The organism is Halobacillus sp. ABA4_118, from assembly GCF_056160205.1.
The window spans coordinates 617,480-633,864 of sequence record NZ_JBSWWS010000001.1; the positions used below are offsets into that span (position 1 = coordinate 617,480).

Sequence of the window (16,385 nt, forward strand, 5' to 3'; positions counted from 1 at the left end):
TTTCACACCTCAAACCTATTTAGACCGGTTTCATCACAAACCCCACTATATCAGCAGATTATGTCAGTGGAATAACTGGTTGTTAACAATCCCATTTCATTTTTTGCGTTTTTCTGACTTTTTCTTTATAGAGGTTTTTTTGTTTACACCTTCGTTTTGGTTTGTCTAAAATAGGGAAGTTATCTTTGACATCTAACTAGGAGGACTTATTCGTTTATGGCAACTAGAGAACGAAGAAAATTAGAAAAGACGTTAAAACCCCACTGGGTCTGGGCGATTGCCTTCGGTTCAGCGATTGGCTGGGGCGCTTTTGTACTCCCCACAGACTGGATCGGCCAGGCAGGCCCCGCCGGTGTAGTTCTCGGCCTTTTACTCGGCGCCGCTCTTATGATGATTATCGGCGTCAGCTATGGATTTTTGATTGAAAAATTCCCTGTTACGGGTGGTGAATTCGCTTATGCCTATATAGGATTCGGCCGGCGGTTCGCTTTTATGGCGGGATGGTTTTTAACGCTCGGCTATATCTGTATTGTTGCATTAAATGCCTCAGCCCTCGCACTGCTGGCAAAATTCCTCTTCCCTGATTTTGTTCAGACAGGGAATATGTATACCGTAGCTGGATATGATGTTTCCATGATCCAGATCGCGATTGCATCTCTAGCCCTTATCGTATTTGCTCTATTGAATATCCGCGGTGCCAGCTTTTCCGGACAGACACAATTTGTTTTCAGCCTGATCTTGATTGCGGGAATCGTCCTGCTTGGAATCGGTGCCATCATGACCGACGGACCAAGCGTATCCAATATCTCCCCTGGATTTACACCGGATCAGACCGCAATGGCATCCATTTTAACGATTCTTGCCATTGCCCCGTTCGCGTACGTCGGGTTTGACAACATTCCTCAGACAGCGGAGGAATTTGAATTCGAACCGAAAAAGGCCTTCAGCCTGATCATCTGGTCACTGCTCGCTGCAGGAGTTGCCTACAGCGCCATGATTCTGATTACAGCCAGTACGATGCCTTGGCAGCAGCTGCTTGCGATGATCAACGACACCCAGTCGGTCTGGGGTACCGGTGACGCGATTGAAAGCTACCTCGGACGCGCCGGCGTCTTCATCATTGCTGTTGCTGTCTGTATGGGTATTTTCACAGGATTGAACGGGTTTTACATTTCTGCCAGCCGTCTGACATTTGCTATGGGACGTGCCCGCATTCTGCCGGACATCTTCCGCAGGCTGCACCCGAAATATAAAACCCCCTATGTCGGCATCCTGTTTACGATGACGATCTGTCTCGTCGCTCCGTGGTTCGGCAGAGAAGCCCTGCTATGGGTCGTCGATATGTCATCCACCGGCGTCGCCATCGCGTACTTTTTCTGTACCGCAACGGCGTACAAGTTTTTCCGCTGGTCAGAGAATTCCAAGGCGGAGAAAAAAGCCAGCACGGTTTCCCCTGGACGCAAGCTTCTTTCCCTGGTCGGAATGATCAGCTCCATCGGCTTTCTCGTTCTCCTTCTGCTGCCATGGTCACCGGCAGCCTTAGGGAAGGAATCCTACATCGCTCTTGGTGTATGGATCATCATCGGCATCGTCTTCTATCTATTAAATGCGAAACGCTACAACGAAATCAGCCGTAAGGAAATGAACTATCTGATTTTAGAAAAAGAAGAATTATAATAGGAAAACTCCCCGGAAATGTTTCGGGGAGTTTTCTTTTTCGACAAAATCACTACAAAAACGACGTTGTATGACAGCCAGTTAACAATTTCCCAATCCTCAAAAAGAACGCCTTCCCCCCGTTTTTATCTATGATAGAATGGGAATTTGAGAGGTTAGAAAACAGAGGTGGAACAAATGGCGAAAAAACTCGTCCGCGTCCGCAGACGCAGGAAAAAAAGAAGAATAAGAAGATGGGTCGTTTTTTTATTTGTCCTGTCGCTGCTGATCGGTGGTGGCTTTTATTACGTGAATAAAGTCTACACCGCCTCTTACGAAGATCTGGATAGAGGAGAAAAATCAGACCTGCGGGATGAAGCTGTGGACATCGGCGATGATCCGATTTCAATTTTACTGATGGGTGTTGAGGATTATTCGACAGAAGGCGGCGCCGGCCGTGCGGATACCCAGATTGTAATGACTCTTGATCCTGATACGAAGGACATTACGATGACAAGTATTCCACGGGATACGCAGGTGGACATCCCGGCCTATAAAGTCGGCGATCAATATGCAGGCTCCCACAAATTGAACGCAGCCTACTCACTCGGGGAAGTTTCCGGATACGGGGCTGAAAAGCTGACGATTGAAACCGTAGAGGACTACCTCGGTATTCCGATTGATAAGTTCGCGTCCGTCAATTTCGAAGGGTTCATGGAAATTGTCGACCTGATGGGCGGCGTCACGATCGATGTAAAGGAAGGCTTCTGGGAACGAAGCAGCCTGGATTATGATAAGAAGATTGAATTTGAAGATGGTGAAACAACGATGAACGGGGAGGAAGCTCTCGCTTTTGTGAGGATGAGAAAGCGTGATGTTGCCGTATCCTATCCACGGGACGAGCGACAGCGTCAATTCATCCAGGCAAGCATTGATGAGGCCCTTTCTGCCGACAATCTGCTCAAAGCCGGTGAATTTGCGGATATCCTCGGTGACAGTGTCAGTACGAACCTGACGATCTCCGAACTGTACGCCATCCAAAAAACGCTGTCTTCCGAAAATCCTTCGACGACAACCTATACGATTGAAGGACAGGACATGCGTCTGGAAGACGGGTTGTATTATTTCGTCCCGGACGAAGGGGCTCTAGAGGAAACGAAGCAGAAACTGCAGCAGGCTCTCGATATTACGCCTTCCGGATCCTACGGGAACACTACGGATGATACAAGTGAATAAACACAGCAAAACTGACCATACTCCGGTGTGGTCAGTTTTTTTTATGTATCCTTAAGCTGTCCTGGTAAAAATCAAGATTCCGTTGGTCCGTTTCGATGTGTAGGGACCTTCGTACTCCTGTGGAAATCCCTCTTCATCACTTTCAAGTTTAATACGCTGTATGAAGGCTTTCTCTTTCAATATCCGGCGGAACGTATCTTCTGTTAAATGTCTGAAAGGTTCCACGACAATCGTTTTGTCAATCCGCACGCTGCACCGGCCGCTCACCGGCAGTTCTGTCTGGTCCAGTAAAAGCTTGGTTACATGCACTACCCCTGACATCCTCTCTGTATAAAATGACAAAGAGCCCTTCCTTTTGAAGGGTGCTCTACCCATATTATAAGAAAAGGAGAATAAATTGGAAACGGCAGATATTCCTAGTTGGTTAGAAAGCCTCTTTCATTAATCTTTGAATTTCGTTCTTCCCATATCACTCCTTCCACCCTAAATCCTTATTCCCGCGGGATTGAAGGTCTTTTTCCGGCCATTGAGCCATCCGAAACTCATAGATCATATGGAAGGATCCCTTCGTACCACTTTTCAGTCGATCCAATTACTTCCATCCCCTAAACCGGCTGATCGTCTCCATAAAAAAACCTTCCCCACCGGAGTGGAGAAGGCCTGTTCCTGTTATTCTTCGATAATGCGATAGTTTGTATGAGCTACAACCGTCCTGTCATATTCGAAATCGATGTCATTCAGATTATCCATAATGGTTAAATCAACGATGACAGACTGCTGGCATTGACTTGGAATAACTCTTCCTTTAAATGTGATATCATTTCGTTCAAAGGTAACAATTTGACCAGGTGTTGCAATACGATCATCAGGTTGTATCATATCTCTCTATCCTTTCCGAATCAACATTATTGGTTTCAAAAAAGTTTACATGAAATAAACAAACAATTCAAACAAAACTTTTACAATATATGTTACTAAATTCGACAAAAGTATACAAGTAAAATACTTATGGTTTCACAAATCACTCAGGCGGTATATAGTAGAAATAGAAAAAAATGGAGAGGATGATCTTTTTTGTCTGTAGCCGTTTATAAAATAAAGCGGACCATCCTGATCTTGTTCGGGGTTTTTCTCATCGCTGCGGCAGCTTTCCTTTTCACACTCTACCAACTGGGTACGGATTTTCTTATCCTGGAGGATACCGTGGAGGAGAATCCGGAGGCGGATGCCATCATCGTCTTGAGCGGTAGTGCAGAAAGACTGGAACGTGGAGCGGAATTGTACACCATGGGAGCATCAGATACGGTCATTTTAACGAATGCCGAAGAAAACGGGACGACGCCGGACCGGGCGGTTTCCCTGGGGATATCCGAAGCCGATCTTTTAGAAGACACAAAAGCGACGAGTACATATGACAATGCCCTGTACGCCAAGGACATTATGGAGGAGCAGAACCTTTCCTCAGCCATCGTCGTTACGAGTGAATTCCACTCGCGGAGGACGAAAATGACGTTCGATGATATTTTCGGAAAAGACTATACGTTAAGCTATGCCTTTACCTCCTCCTCGTACAATCCCGCTGACGGTTTGACGGAAATGGAAAAAAAGACAACCTTCAGCGAATATACGAAAATGATCTTTTACTCGATCCGTCTGCTCTTTGACTGACTTTTTATATGCAGTATCCATGCGCCTGAAACAATCACTAGGATAGTCCTATGGACAGGCGTATGTCTATCCGATACAATGAAAGCGATTTCATAAAAATGGAAAAAGGAAGGGATGAAAACGCATGAAGAAATCATGGATCTGGATGATTGGGCTTATCCTTTTATTTTTACTTTTTGTGCAACCGGTTGCACAAAAAGTTCAAGCCGATGCCAAAACGTACGACAGCGTCGTTCTGCGCGGCAGTGCCGAGGCGCTTGACTGGAGTTCTGATCGTCATCCACTGCAGTATGACGAAGAGGAAGGGGTATGGCTCAGTGAGCCGGTGACCCTGGAAGGCGGTAAAACAACAGAATACAAGTTTGTGTACGACGGGACATGGATGACTGGTTCCAACCTGACCGTCACTGCTCCTCAGGATGCAGCGTATATCTTCGCCTTTCACTCCGAGGAGGAGCGGACGGTGGATATCCGTCCTGCCGGAACGCATGAAGCATCCGCCACACTCGAACTGACTGTACCGGAACATACACCTGAATGGGTGAAACCGACCGTTGCCTCAAGCACGAACGATTTTCATTACACGGCTGCCCCGATGACAAAGACGGGGGAAGATACGTATACGTTCACGCTTGTAGGTAATGACGGACAGAACGTTTCCTATACGTACAGTCTTGCGGGGAAAGCCTATGAAGAAGTCCGCAGCGAGCGGCGCACGGTCACTTTGACAAAGGATCCAAGCGTCCAGAACGATACGGTGGAGCAATGGCGGACGATTCCCGTAGCCCAGTCAGTCACCCATGATTTCAACCACGATCCTTACACCCCCACGAAAAAAGATGAGGTGGACGTAACGGTGGAGGTCGAGCACTTTGGTCCCATTGATACAGGAGCTGTTTATTATACGACGGATGGATCCTCCCCTTCCGGTAAGCGCGGAGAGGCTGAAAATGGGACGATCGCTGCTCTACGTGTCGTCGAAACGAGCGGATCAGCCGACGGCTTAAAAACTTCAACCTTAAAGGGCACGATTCCTGCTCAAAAGAATGAAACGCGTGTGAAATACAACATCGATGTTTGGAACACTGGATCGCAGGGCTCCCAGTTTGCCGACAACAACGTCCTGGACCCTGAGGAAGCCACCGAGTTTGCCTATTACGTCGAAGACTATCAATCTCCCGACTGGGCTAAAGAATCTGTGATCTATCAGATTTTCGTAGACCGTTTCCGCGATGGCAGTGAGGAGAACAACACATCCGTCGATCCGGACCTTCCGATAGATGAGCAGTTGAAAGGTTGGATGGGCGGTGACCTGCAAGGCATGTTGGAAAAAATCGATTACCTCGACGAGCTTGGGGTGAACACACTATGGATCTCACCGATTTACGAAGGTCCGTATTCCCACGGCTATCATCCAACAGATTTCATGAACATCGACCCCCGCTTCGGCAGCAACCAGCTGATGAAGAAACTTGTCGATGAAGCTCATGAACGCGATATGAAAGTCGTCTATGATCTTGTTCCGAACCATACATCCAACCAGCATCCATTTTTCCAGGACGCCGTTGAAAAAGGAGAAGCCAGTACGTATTACGAATGGTACACCTTTTTGAAATGGCCGGATGAATATGAAACGTTTTATGATGTCCAGGAGCTTCCGGAACTGAACAACGACCATCCGGAAACGAGGGCCTATATGCTTGAGGAAGTGGTTCCATTCTGGATGGAGGACATCGGTGTTGACGGCTTCCGTCTCGATTATGCGAAAGGACCGAGTCACAGTTTCTGGGTCGATTTCCGCCACCAGGTGAAATCCATAGATTCCGACGCCTTCATTTTCGGCGAAGTATGGGACAGCCTGGAAACGATTGATTCCTATGCCGGGAAGCTGGATGGAGCGATTGATTTTGAAACCCAGTCCGCGATTTTCAATACGTACATTAACGATGGATCGATGAACAGCTTAGCTGATTCCTTGATAACGATTCATGAAACCTATGATGACGAATTCGTACCTGCCACATTCCTGGACAGCCATGATATGCCGCGTTTCATCTATGAAGCAGATGAAAATGAAACCACGATGAAAAACGCAGCAACCCTGCAGTTCGCTCTGCCGGGGGCTCCGATCATCTATTACGGAGATGAAGTCGGTTTGTCCCAGAGCGGTGATCATACGAAAGTGGAAGAATGGAAAGACCGCTACTACCGAGAAATGATGCCGTGGGATGAAAGTAAACAGAACCTTGATATAAAAGCCCACTATGAAGAATTGATTCAGGCGAGAAAAGATCAACCGGCTCTTGCCTACGGAGATATGAAGGTGATTTATTCGGATGATGACGTCCTCGTATTTGAACGGAGAATGCCTCAGGATCATGTGCTTACCGTCATCAATAAAGGGGAAAACAGCCGCACATTAAACATCAAAGAGCTGTACAACCAAAAGACGCGGAATAAAGTTATGCTGCAGTCTGTGATTGATGACAGCCGCACGCTGAGCCGCCGGGATGACTTGTACGTCAAAGCAGACGCCCATTCCGCCCAGGTGTACGATGTCAAAGGCACATTGACATACGAAGAGCCTTCCGAAGAGAAAAAGTACAACAAAGTGGTCCTCCGCGGTTCTGCTCCTCTGGACTGGGAAACGGATAAGCACGCCCTGACGTACAATGAACAAGCAGGCGTCTGGAGCAGTGCCCCTGTCGCTTTGAAAGCAGGTGAAACTGTCGAGTATAAATTCATCCGTGACGGCGAATGGCTGGAAGGAGAAAATCTGACGTTTACTCCGGAATCGAGTGGAGACTATATCTTCCACTTCGATCCACAGCAGGAGCATGCCGTCAAGGTCGATCAGGTTCCTTCTTCAAAAGCATCTTAATCGAATGGCCTCCCCTATGAAGGCGGAGGCCTTTTTTTATTTATTGTAATCCCAGAGTATCTTCCATCTGCCCTTTTCCTCAGCCACATATACATCCTGATGAAGGCGGAATCGACCGTATTTCCCTTTGAACGTCTGCTCAACCGACACTACGAACACGTTCTTAAACGGATCCGTCCCTTTTTCCATCGACCAGGTGTCCAGATGATTGACCTCTCCCGTTGTGAAAGTGAACGTTTCCACGCCGAAATGATTCATAAACACATGAGCCCTGTCCTGTATGTAATGACCCTTTCCGAATTTATCCTTCATCCGGGAATGAAGCAGTAACCAGGAATCCGCGTACTGACCTTTCTGTTCGTAGCTGTAAAACGTCTCCACTGTCTTTTCCGCCTGATAACCCGGGCGGGATGTGATGAACAGGCCGGCAGCCGTCACAGCAGCAGCCAGAAGGATGAGGGCCGTGATGACAAGGAATTTCCCACCAGAACCTTTCTTCTTCATTCCATCGCCTCCCTTTATCACCTTATGCGGAAACAGGTAAAAAAAGAAAAGGCGGCCTTCCACCATTGGAAGACCGCCTTTCAATCAATACGGATCTGCTTCGTGTCCTTTTTCCTCGGCCTGCTCGACCGCATCCGCAGCCCCATCGCTGCCTATCGGAGAGCCACCCCGCTTTGGAAGTCTCCCTTTGGAAGGAGTGATGTCATCCGCAAATTCCTCGTTCATCTGTCCCGCTGCTGTATTCATTCCAAGTCCCTCTGCCACTCGGCTTCCATAATCCTCATCGCACTGGGTCAGCAAAGATACCATCTTCTTCTGGATATGGGTGTGGCACGGCTTGAGCGATACGACGAGGTTGTTGATTAAATCATCCCGTTCCCAGTCCTTCAGCATCCGGTACCGTTCTCCTGCCTGCTTGAAATTATTTTCCCTGTCAATCGGCTCTTTCTTCAATTTCCCTTCCACGTACGGCTGGTGAGGTGCCTTTTTCGGAGGGGATTCCTCTAGACCATTCAAAGAGGAAGGCTCATAGTTCACGTGCGGGTTGGACCCTTCCGGCCGATCCACAAAATAAGACATGCTTCCTCCTTCATAGTTGGTGGCGGCATGTTTTTTCGGTGCGTTGGCCGGAAGCTGCTGGTAGTTTGCTCCGACCCGGTAGCGCTGCGTATCAGAATAGGAAAATGTCCGTCCCTGAAGCATCTTATCATCAGAGAAATCGAGACCGTCGACAAGCACACCTGTACCAAATGCCGCCTGCTCGATTTCATTGAAATAGTTGTCCGGATTTTTGTTCAGCACCATTTTTCCGACTTTCAAAAACGGGAACTGATCCTCCGGCCACAGCTTCGTATCATCAAGTGGATCAAAATCAAGCTCAGGATGCTCGTGGTCCTCCATAATCTGGACGCAGAGCTCCCATTCAGGATAATCGCCGCTCTCGATGGCTTCGTACAAATCCTGTGTCGCATGGTTGAAGTTTTCTGCCTGGATCTGGTTTGCTTCCTCCTGGGTCAGGTTTTTGATCCCCTGCTTGAGAGGCTCCCAGTGATACTTCACGAGGACCGCTTTTCCTTCGTCGTTGACCCACCGGTATGTATTCACACCGGATCCCTGCATCTGGCGGTAGTTGGCCGGGATGCCCCACGGGGAAAACAGGAAAGTGACCATGTGCATTGATTCGGGCGTCTGGCTGAGAAAATCAAAAATCCGCTCGCTGTCCTGGATGTTGGTCACTGGATCAGGCTTGAACGAATGGATCAAATCCGGGAATTTCATTGCGTCACGAATGAAGAATACCTTCAAATTGTTTCCGACCAGGTCCCAGTTGCCATCCTCTGTGTAAAATTTGACGGCAAATCCGCGCGGGTCCCTCAGCGTCTCCGGAGAACCAGCCGAATGGGTCACCGTCGAAAACCGGACGAGCACCGGTGTTTTCTTCCCTGCTCCAGAAAAAACTTTCGCCCGTGTATATTTCTCCACCGGTTCATCGCCGGCTTTCCCATAAGTTTCAAAGTAGCCGCGTGCCCCTGTTCCCCGGGCGTGGACCACCCGCTCAGGTACACGTTCCCGGTCGAAGTGGGAAATCTTTTCGATATAATCGTAGTTCTCCAGCGTGGCCGGTCCCCGGTTCCCGATCGTCCTTAAATTCTGGTTCGTCCGGACCGGGTGCCCCTGCCTCGTCGTCAGCGTTTTTTCGCCTTCTCCTTCGGCAAAACGATGGTCGTCCGCACCGCCGGGTCCCTGTTCTTTATAGTTGTCCATATGGTTCCCTCCTGTCATTGACTATCTACAAGGAGAGTTTCTGCAGGCATCCGGTTTTTTATTCCATCTTTTCCATCAACCTTTTGATCCTAAAAAAAACGCCCAGGAAGATCCTGGACGTTGAAGTGCTTATGATGGAAGAAGATAATCCGACAGCTGAGTGATGCGTTTGCTCATGCTGCCCGGACTGACTTCATACTTTTCAGCTACCGCTTTTTTCGTTACTTTTTCCGGTTCCGTACGGAAAGCAGACGTGCTGCGGTACATATGCTCAAGGGCTGCGGTTACGACTTCCGGCTTACGGAATGTCGGATTTTCCGCCTGCTTGTACATTTCCCAGCGCTGCTTCAACAGTTCAAATCCTTCTTCCTGCTTCAAGCTTTCATCGAACAAGTCAAGCACGTCATCACCTTCAGCAGGGACCTCGACGGGCTCTTCAGCTGGGGCCTCTTCCGTTTCATCTGTAGAAGTCATATACATCCAGCTACGCAGCTGTTCTATAATCGTTGCCTGCATATAGTCATAAATCGTCGCAGCACCGCTCGCTTCAAACGCTTCTTCCAGCTGTTTGCGGAACGTCACGTAAGAAGACTCGTAGTTCGGAATCGCCAGGGGTACGAAGTTATGGACAGGTCCCCACTTCAAGAGAACGCCGATACAGTATGGCATGTGCTCATAATTCTCTTCTTTCAAAGGAATGCCGTCCTTTTTCACTTCAAACGATTCTCCGCTCCACACGTCTTCTACAGAAGCGGTGGATTCAGAGGCTGAACCGTTGATTTTGAATAAGCTCACGTGCGGAGATTTCCAGGCTTCCATCGTTGCCATCGTTGCCGGACGGATGATTTTATCCTGTTTCTTCGCAAAAAATTCCTCATACAGGGTGGAGCCATCCTCCTGTTTATCGATCAGGACACGCTGCACCATCTGGAACGCCGCTTCTACTTCTTCTTCCTGTGTTTCTCTCGACTCAGATGGGGTAACGTTCGGATAATTACGGTTCACATAAGCCATAAAGTGGCTGTAGTTACTCTGCAGTTCCTCATGAAGGCTGCTGGATCCGACAGCCTGATCATCTTTCACCATGCAGCATTTTTTATATTTTTTCCCGCTTCCACAAAAGCAGGGATCATTCCTTTTTGTCTTACTCATATAAATCCCTCTCCTAATTGTTTAAAGGTCAACTCTACTAGGGTACCGAAAATTGCGCAAACATGCAAAAAATTTTCCACATCTATGCAGTTTTCTGTAAAAAAAGGCGGATATAGGAAGTTTATGGAACAGATGCCATCTTCATAAAAAACCGCCTGAAGGTTACCCTTCAGACGGAGCGGAGCGGGAGATCGCCGACGAACGATATTCAATTTTGTGCGGTATGATGATACGCTTCGGCGGCTGCTCCCGCCGCTGCACGTTCTCAATGAGGCAGGCGGCTGCCTCTGTCCCTAAGGCCTGGATGTGGACGTCCACCGTCGTCAGGGCCGGACGGGACACCTGAGCAAGGTAGACATTGTTGAAACTGACGATTGATAAATCCTCCGGTACGTGAATGCCTTCTTCCTCCAAAGTGGATATGACGCCAATCGTCATCAGATCATCGGCGACAACAAGCCCGGTCGGCGGATGAGTGAGAGACATGAGTGCACGAACAGCTGAGCGTCCGCCCGATTTCAAGAACTCTGTATGGACTTTATAATTGTCTTCAACGGAGATTCCGGCCTCTTTTAACGCCTCCTCATACCCTTGAAGGCGGTCGAGCGTCACCACGAGCTCAGGAGAACCCCCGATAAACGCCACCCGCTCATGACCGAGATCGATCAGATGCTTTGTCATATCCTTGGAAGCCTGAATGTTATCGTTATCAACGTGCGTCACGTAGTTTCCGTTTTCTGCCGGACGGCCGACGACGACAAAAGGAAACTTCTGCTCCAGCAGAAAGGATTGAATCGGGTCACGGACCTGCGAATAGAGGAGAAGAATCCCATCTGTCTGACTGCTGTACACCATCCGTTTCACAGCCTCCAGCATTTCCTCATCCGTTTCTCCCGTGCAGAGAACAAGGGAATACTCCATCTCATGGGCGATGGAACTGATGCCCCGCAGCACCTCCGGGAAAAATGGATTCTGCAACGCTTTATCTGCACTGAAAGGCAGAACAACTCCGAGAGATTTCGTCGTCCGGCTTGCTAAATTACGGGCGGTCACATTCGGGTGATATCCCATCTCCTCCATCGCGTGCTTCACTTTCCTTTTCGTAGCCGGACTGATCCGCGGATTGTCTGCAATCACACGGGAAACCGTCGAGGGCGCTACACCTGCCGCTCTGGCTACATCCTTAATGGTTACGTCCAAAACAATCACCTTCTATTCATATACTGCCTCCATCATAACACTCCCCGTTCCAAGGGAGGAATGAGTATTTAGGTGGCCAGGAAGAAAAGGTGTCCTCCAGAATGAGAGACCTGCCCCCCCTTTCCTTCCGGCTAAACGTGCATCCACATGAACGTTTCAGAATTCCCTTCCCGCACCTTTTTCCAGGAGACAGGGATCTTCCCCGCCCGGACGTGAAGGATAAAAAAAGAAGACCTTCTAATAAACAGAAGATCTTCCTCTTTTCAGCTCATCAATCGTCGCAAGCGGCGCTGACGCCACCTTCCCACATGACCTTCTACACGAGTGGTCCTACAGTTTAAATTGCTGGATCTCCTCGTTCAACTGTTCAGAAAGCTCAGACAGCTGACGGGCACTGTGAGAAACTTCTTCCATTGAACTTGTCGTCTGCTGCGAGGAAGCGGCCACCTGCTCCACCCCTGCCGCCGACTCCTCGGAAACAGAAGCAATCTCTTCAATCGACTGGTTCATCTGCTGGCTGTTTTCTGCAATATCCGAAAGGTGCTCGGAAATTTCCCCGATCCGTCCGGACATGTCACTGACCGATGTATGGATACGGTGGAAGGTTTCCCCGGTCACCTCTATCTGTTTCGTTCCTTTGTCCACTTCCTGATAGCCGGATTCAAGCGATTGAGCGACCCGGTTTGACTCGGATTGGATACTTTCCACAATGGATGTGATATCAATGATGGACGTTGAAACCTGCTCGGCAAGCTTGCGGACTTCATCAGCCACGACGGCAAATCCTTTGCCATGCTCCCCGGCTCTCGCCGCCTCTATAGCCGCGTTCAAGGATAACAGGTTGGTCTGTTCGGCAATATCCTGAATGACCTGGACGAGTTTATTAATTTCCTTGGACTGCTTATCCAGTCCGTGCACACGCTCTACAGACTCCTTGACGATGCCGTTGATGGTGTTCATCTGCTGGACGGACGTCTCCATCAACCCCCGCCCTTCTTCGGTCATCGACAGCACTTCCTTCGATGTTCCAGCTACTGCTTTTCCACTTTTGTTGGCTTCATCCAGACGTCGGACGAAGTTGTCCATCCCTTCGGAAAGGCTGCTGGAGCTGTCTGCCTGGGACTCTGCACCAGAGGACAGTTCCTGCATCGTAGAAGCGACCTGCTCGCTTCCTTCTTTCACTTCGTTGGCCGACTGCGTGAGTTCCTCACTCTGCGCCGACACTTCACTCGACGCTGTCGTCACCCTCTGAACAAGGCTCCTCAAGCTCTCCACCATTTCATTCATCGCCACAGACAGCTGACCAATTTCATCGGCCCGCTTCGTTTCGATGTCCTCTGTCAAATCTCCATCACTAATCCGGTTCACCGACGACAGCAGGGAGCGGACAGCTTTCGTCAGACGGGTGCCGAAGATATAAGCAAACCCGGCACCAAGCAGAACAGCGACCGCTAAAAAGATAGCAAGGAAGCTATTGATTTCCTTCTGGAGGCTTCCGACAAAGGAGGTACTCATATCGACGCCGACAATCGCATCCATGTCACCAATCTGCATGAAGACCGACTTATGGACGCCCCATTCATCTTCATAAATGGAGGTCACAACGGTATCCCCTGTCTGGAACGCCTCCCTCTGCTTATCTGTAAAAGGAGACTCCACCATTACATCCTCAGAACCGTTCAAGGCGACGATGTATTCCTGCTCTCCCTGCTTTGTCAATATATAGGCATATTCCAGACGCTCCTGTCCTTCAATGAAGCTGTCCAGCGTGTTGATCAAGCTGGCATGGTTCTCTGATGGGTTTTCCATCGCTTCACGCACGGCATTCGGTTCAATCGAGCGGACAAGCTCCTGACCATTTGTCAAAAGAACCTGTTCAAACTGCGGCAGGATATGATCATCAATCATATTACCGGTTATATATTTCACGAATCCGAAGGTCAGTCCACCAAGAATAAGGATCGGAATGATGAAATTAACGAACAACTGGGTTTTTAACGACTTCTTCGGGTTCAAGGCCTGCCAATTCATCGGACAGCCTCCTTTGCTGGTTTCATTGTAAGGAAGGGCTCTAAATCAAGGGTAAGTAACCGGTCCAGTTCATTCAGCTGGTTCGTTTTGAAAAAAACGACGGCAAACGTCCGGTCACTGGCTGACTGGATGATCCGATACTCCAGGATGTGACTGAACTCTTTTTTCAGCTCCTCATGCTGAATGGATTGAATAAGATTCACGCTGATATGCCCCGGCACTTCCGCACAGAAAAATCCGTAAAAGGACTCGTCGGCCCGCTTCACAATCGTTTTCCAATCCGGCTTTACGCCCTTGAAGTAGGCTGAGGCCGAGTTGATATCATAGGCGTAATGACTCACATCTGTCGTACCTGCCCCGGCAAAGCGGAGCGGATTCATCTCAATGGGAACGATGCCGCCGTCGTTTTGTCTCATTTCTATGTGAAAAGGATAGTTTCTGAGCTGAAGACGGTCATTTAAAAGACGCAGGTAATCCAGCGCCTGCTCACGTACTTCCTCAAGAATACGGCTGGACGTGTAATAAATGCGGTCGGACGTATCCTGATCGTGGGCAAACCGGCGTTTCAGGATATTCAAAATCACCGGCTCACCCGCTTCGTCATAGTAGCAGTCAAGCGCATACTCCTGTCCTTCAATATATCCTTCAATAATGATCTGTTCACTGTCCAAAACGGCATCCGAATACATCGACCGGGAGAGAAGCAGGTCGGAATACAATCCTTGTACCGCCTGGTCCCACTCCGCTTTTTCCTTCACGATATAAACACCGACACTGGAATAGCCTTTGTTCGGCTTGATAACGACCGGGAATGGGAGATCTTCCTTGTTTGAACTCATCAATTCATCAAGCGTGACAAGCTTGAAATAATAGTCTTCATCCAGATCGGCAATCAGCTCCCGGAACCGGGCTTTGTTTTTGACCATCTGGGATACTTTCGTATGTATGTGCTCCGGATGGTGGTGCTGCAGCATCTGCAGACAGCTTTCCGAATTGGTTAGTAGTTTAGAATGTTCCTTCATATCCAGGGCTCTCTCATCGTCCTTATAATAGATAGGCAAATGATGAGTCAGGGCCGTTTGTACTAGGATAGGGGACACTGTTTGTTCATCAATAATCAGCATAAATTCCCTCCTGAGCGTGCAATTTCAACTTATTTGTGCTCGACTCCTTATATATCGGCCGCCCTCGGAGTTCATACAGGTCCGTACGCCCGATTTAATTATAAAGTCCTATGTAATCAGAAAATTAAGCACAAAAAATCCGTGTACGGCTACACGGATTCCGGTGAATGATGAGTCGAATTTTTTCATCGATTGAAGGTAATCTTCTAGTCAGAAACAGGGACCCATGATTGAAAAGAGCCCGCAAACGTATGCAGCTTTTCCATATCGGAGACATCTTCTTCAAAAAGAGGCACATATACCAGCTCTTTATCTCTAAACGTCCGCTTGATCTCCTCAAGGTAAACACGCTCCTGTTTTCTCCTTTTAGCGAGAAAGGCACCATCAGCGTAGTCAGGCAGAACTTTATTCACGATCAGTGTCTGCACATCAAGTCCATGTCTGCCCAGCTGCTCCACGGCTTTCTTCGTTTCAAGAATCGGGAGGCGCTCAGGAATGAGAACAAACACAAAGGCGGTCTTCTTTTCGTCTAATATGATTTTCCGTACGGTGTCGAATTTTTCGCGGCGCCTCTGCAGCACGTTGAAAATCGGATCATCTACAGGCTCTCCATCATGAAGCAGCTGTGTGTACGTCTCATTCATCCGCCCCCGGCGCTCCAGCATGCCGTCAATCCACACGTTCATGATTTCCGGGAGTGTAAGCAGGCGGATCGTATGTCCGGTCGGAGCGGTGTCAAACACAATTTTATCGAACCGGCCGGACTCTTCCAGGATGATGGACACGAGGCGGTCAAATAAGGCGGCCTCATCTGCCCCGGGCGAGGCGGATGCCATATCGATCTGCCGGTGCACCTCCTCGACCATTTTAGACTTCACAAGCCCTTCCAGGTTTTCCTTCACCCCTTCAATATACCGCTTCGATTCATAACCGGGATCAATTTCCATCCCGTATAAACGCTTGGCGAGCTTCGTTTTCGTATGGGATAAAGACGTATGAAAAACATCGCCGAGATTATGAGCAGGATCTGTCGAAACGACAAGCGTTTCATATCCCTGTTCAGCAAAGGAGAGCGCAAGGGCCGCTGATGAGGTCGATTTTCCGACACCGCCTTTTCCTCCCGCAAAAATGATAGAGTGATGCTGGATATGTTTCATAGATAACCCTCC

14 protein-coding genes are annotated in these 16,385 nt (G+C 48.8%); 4 read left to right on the forward strand and 10 right to left on the reverse strand.

Annotated features, from left to right (window positions below; genetic code table 11):
- The first annotated feature begins 216 nt into the window (after window positions 1-216).
- Both ACXAGL_RS03240 and ACXAGL_RS03245 read left to right on the forward strand, forming a co-directional pair.
- Window positions 217-1,677 carry an APC family permease gene (locus ACXAGL_RS03240; RefSeq protein WP_474969468.1) on the forward strand — a complete coding sequence of 487 codons (1,461 nt, stop codon included), beginning with the start codon at window positions 217-219 and terminating at the stop codon, window positions 1,675-1,677.
- Window positions 1,678-1,854: 177 nt separating this feature from the next.
- A complete protein-coding gene (locus ACXAGL_RS03245; protein ID WP_474989782.1) occupies window positions 1,855-2,892 on the forward strand; it encodes an LCP family protein in 1,038 nt (345 codons plus the stop codon).
- Window positions 2,893-2,943: 51 nt separating this feature from the next.
- Here ACXAGL_RS03245 and ACXAGL_RS03250 read toward each other — a convergent pair whose 3' ends face one another.
- From ACXAGL_RS03250 to ACXAGL_RS03260, 3 genes are all read right to left on the reverse strand, one after another.
- Window positions 2,944-3,201, reverse strand: a complete 258-nt coding sequence (locus tag ACXAGL_RS03250) for a hypothetical protein (protein ID WP_474971020.1) — start codon at window positions 3,199-3,201, stop codon at window positions 2,944-2,946.
- A 160-nt stretch (window positions 3,202-3,361) separates the two neighbouring features.
- Window positions 3,362-3,484, reverse strand: coding sequence for a hypothetical protein (locus tag ACXAGL_RS03255; protein WP_474969470.1), 123 nt, complete (start codon window positions 3,482-3,484; stop codon window positions 3,362-3,364).
- Between the two features lie 77 nt (window positions 3,485-3,561).
- Window positions 3,562-3,771 (reverse strand): YkvS family protein, encoded by a 210-nt coding sequence (locus tag ACXAGL_RS03260; protein ID WP_027955031.1) that lies wholly within the window; start codon window positions 3,769-3,771, stop codon window positions 3,562-3,564.
- Window positions 3,772-3,966: 195 nt separating this feature from the next.
- Here ACXAGL_RS03260 and ACXAGL_RS03265 point away from each other — a divergent pair, with 195 nt between their 5' ends.
- Both ACXAGL_RS03265 and ACXAGL_RS03270 read left to right on the forward strand, forming a co-directional pair.
- Window positions 3,967-4,560, forward strand: coding sequence for a YdcF family protein (locus tag ACXAGL_RS03265; protein WP_474989784.1), 594 nt, complete (start codon window positions 3,967-3,969; stop codon window positions 4,558-4,560).
- Window positions 4,561-4,684: 124 nt separating this feature from the next.
- Window positions 4,685-7,441, forward strand: a complete 2,757-nt coding sequence (locus tag ACXAGL_RS03270; RefSeq protein ID WP_474989786.1) for an alpha-amylase family glycosyl hydrolase — start codon at window positions 4,685-4,687, stop codon at window positions 7,439-7,441.
- A 36-nt stretch (window positions 7,442-7,477) separates the two neighbouring features.
- On the opposite strand, the gene ACXAGL_RS03275 is transcribed toward ACXAGL_RS03270, so the two are convergent.
- The 7 genes from ACXAGL_RS03275 to ACXAGL_RS03305 all read right to left on the reverse strand — a co-directional run bounded on the left by ACXAGL_RS03275 (window position 7,478) and on the right by ACXAGL_RS03305 (window position 16,373).
- The gene (locus tag ACXAGL_RS03275) at window positions 7,478-7,945 is read right to left on the reverse strand and encodes a hypothetical protein (protein WP_474969474.1); all 468 of its coding nucleotides are present in this window, start codon (window positions 7,943-7,945) and stop codon (window positions 7,478-7,480) included.
- Window positions 7,946-8,029: 84 nt separating this feature from the next.
- Window positions 8,030-9,709 carry a catalase gene (locus tag ACXAGL_RS03280; RefSeq protein WP_474989788.1) on the reverse strand — a complete coding sequence of 560 codons (1,680 nt, stop codon included), beginning with the start codon at window positions 9,707-9,709 and terminating at the stop codon, window positions 8,030-8,032.
- Window positions 9,710-9,838: 129 nt separating this feature from the next.
- Window positions 9,839-10,861 (reverse strand): SEC-C domain-containing protein, encoded by a 1,023-nt coding sequence (locus ACXAGL_RS03285; RefSeq protein WP_474989790.1) that lies wholly within the window; start codon window positions 10,859-10,861, stop codon window positions 9,839-9,841.
- Between the two features lie 162 nt (window positions 10,862-11,023).
- Window positions 11,024-12,061, reverse strand: coding sequence for a LacI family DNA-binding transcriptional regulator (locus tag ACXAGL_RS03290; RefSeq protein WP_474989792.1), 1,038 nt, complete (start codon window positions 12,059-12,061; stop codon window positions 11,024-11,026).
- Between the two features lie 330 nt (window positions 12,062-12,391).
- Window positions 12,392-14,092: a methyl-accepting chemotaxis protein gene (locus tag ACXAGL_RS03295; protein ID WP_474989794.1), complete on the reverse strand. Its 1,701-nt coding sequence runs from the start codon at window positions 14,090-14,092 to the stop codon at window positions 12,392-12,394.
- Window positions 14,089-15,216, reverse strand: a complete 1,128-nt coding sequence (locus ACXAGL_RS03300; RefSeq protein ID WP_474969479.1) for an ATP-grasp domain-containing protein — start codon at window positions 15,214-15,216, stop codon at window positions 14,089-14,091. Before ACXAGL_RS03300 ends, ACXAGL_RS03295 begins: the two co-directional genes overlap by 4 nt.
- Before the next feature lie 206 nt (window positions 15,217-15,422).
- On the reverse strand, window positions 15,423-16,373 hold the full coding sequence (locus tag ACXAGL_RS03305; protein ID WP_474989796.1) for an ArsA family ATPase: 951 nt from the start codon (window positions 16,371-16,373) through the stop codon (window positions 15,423-15,425).
- Window positions 16,374-16,385: the final 12 nt, after the last annotated feature.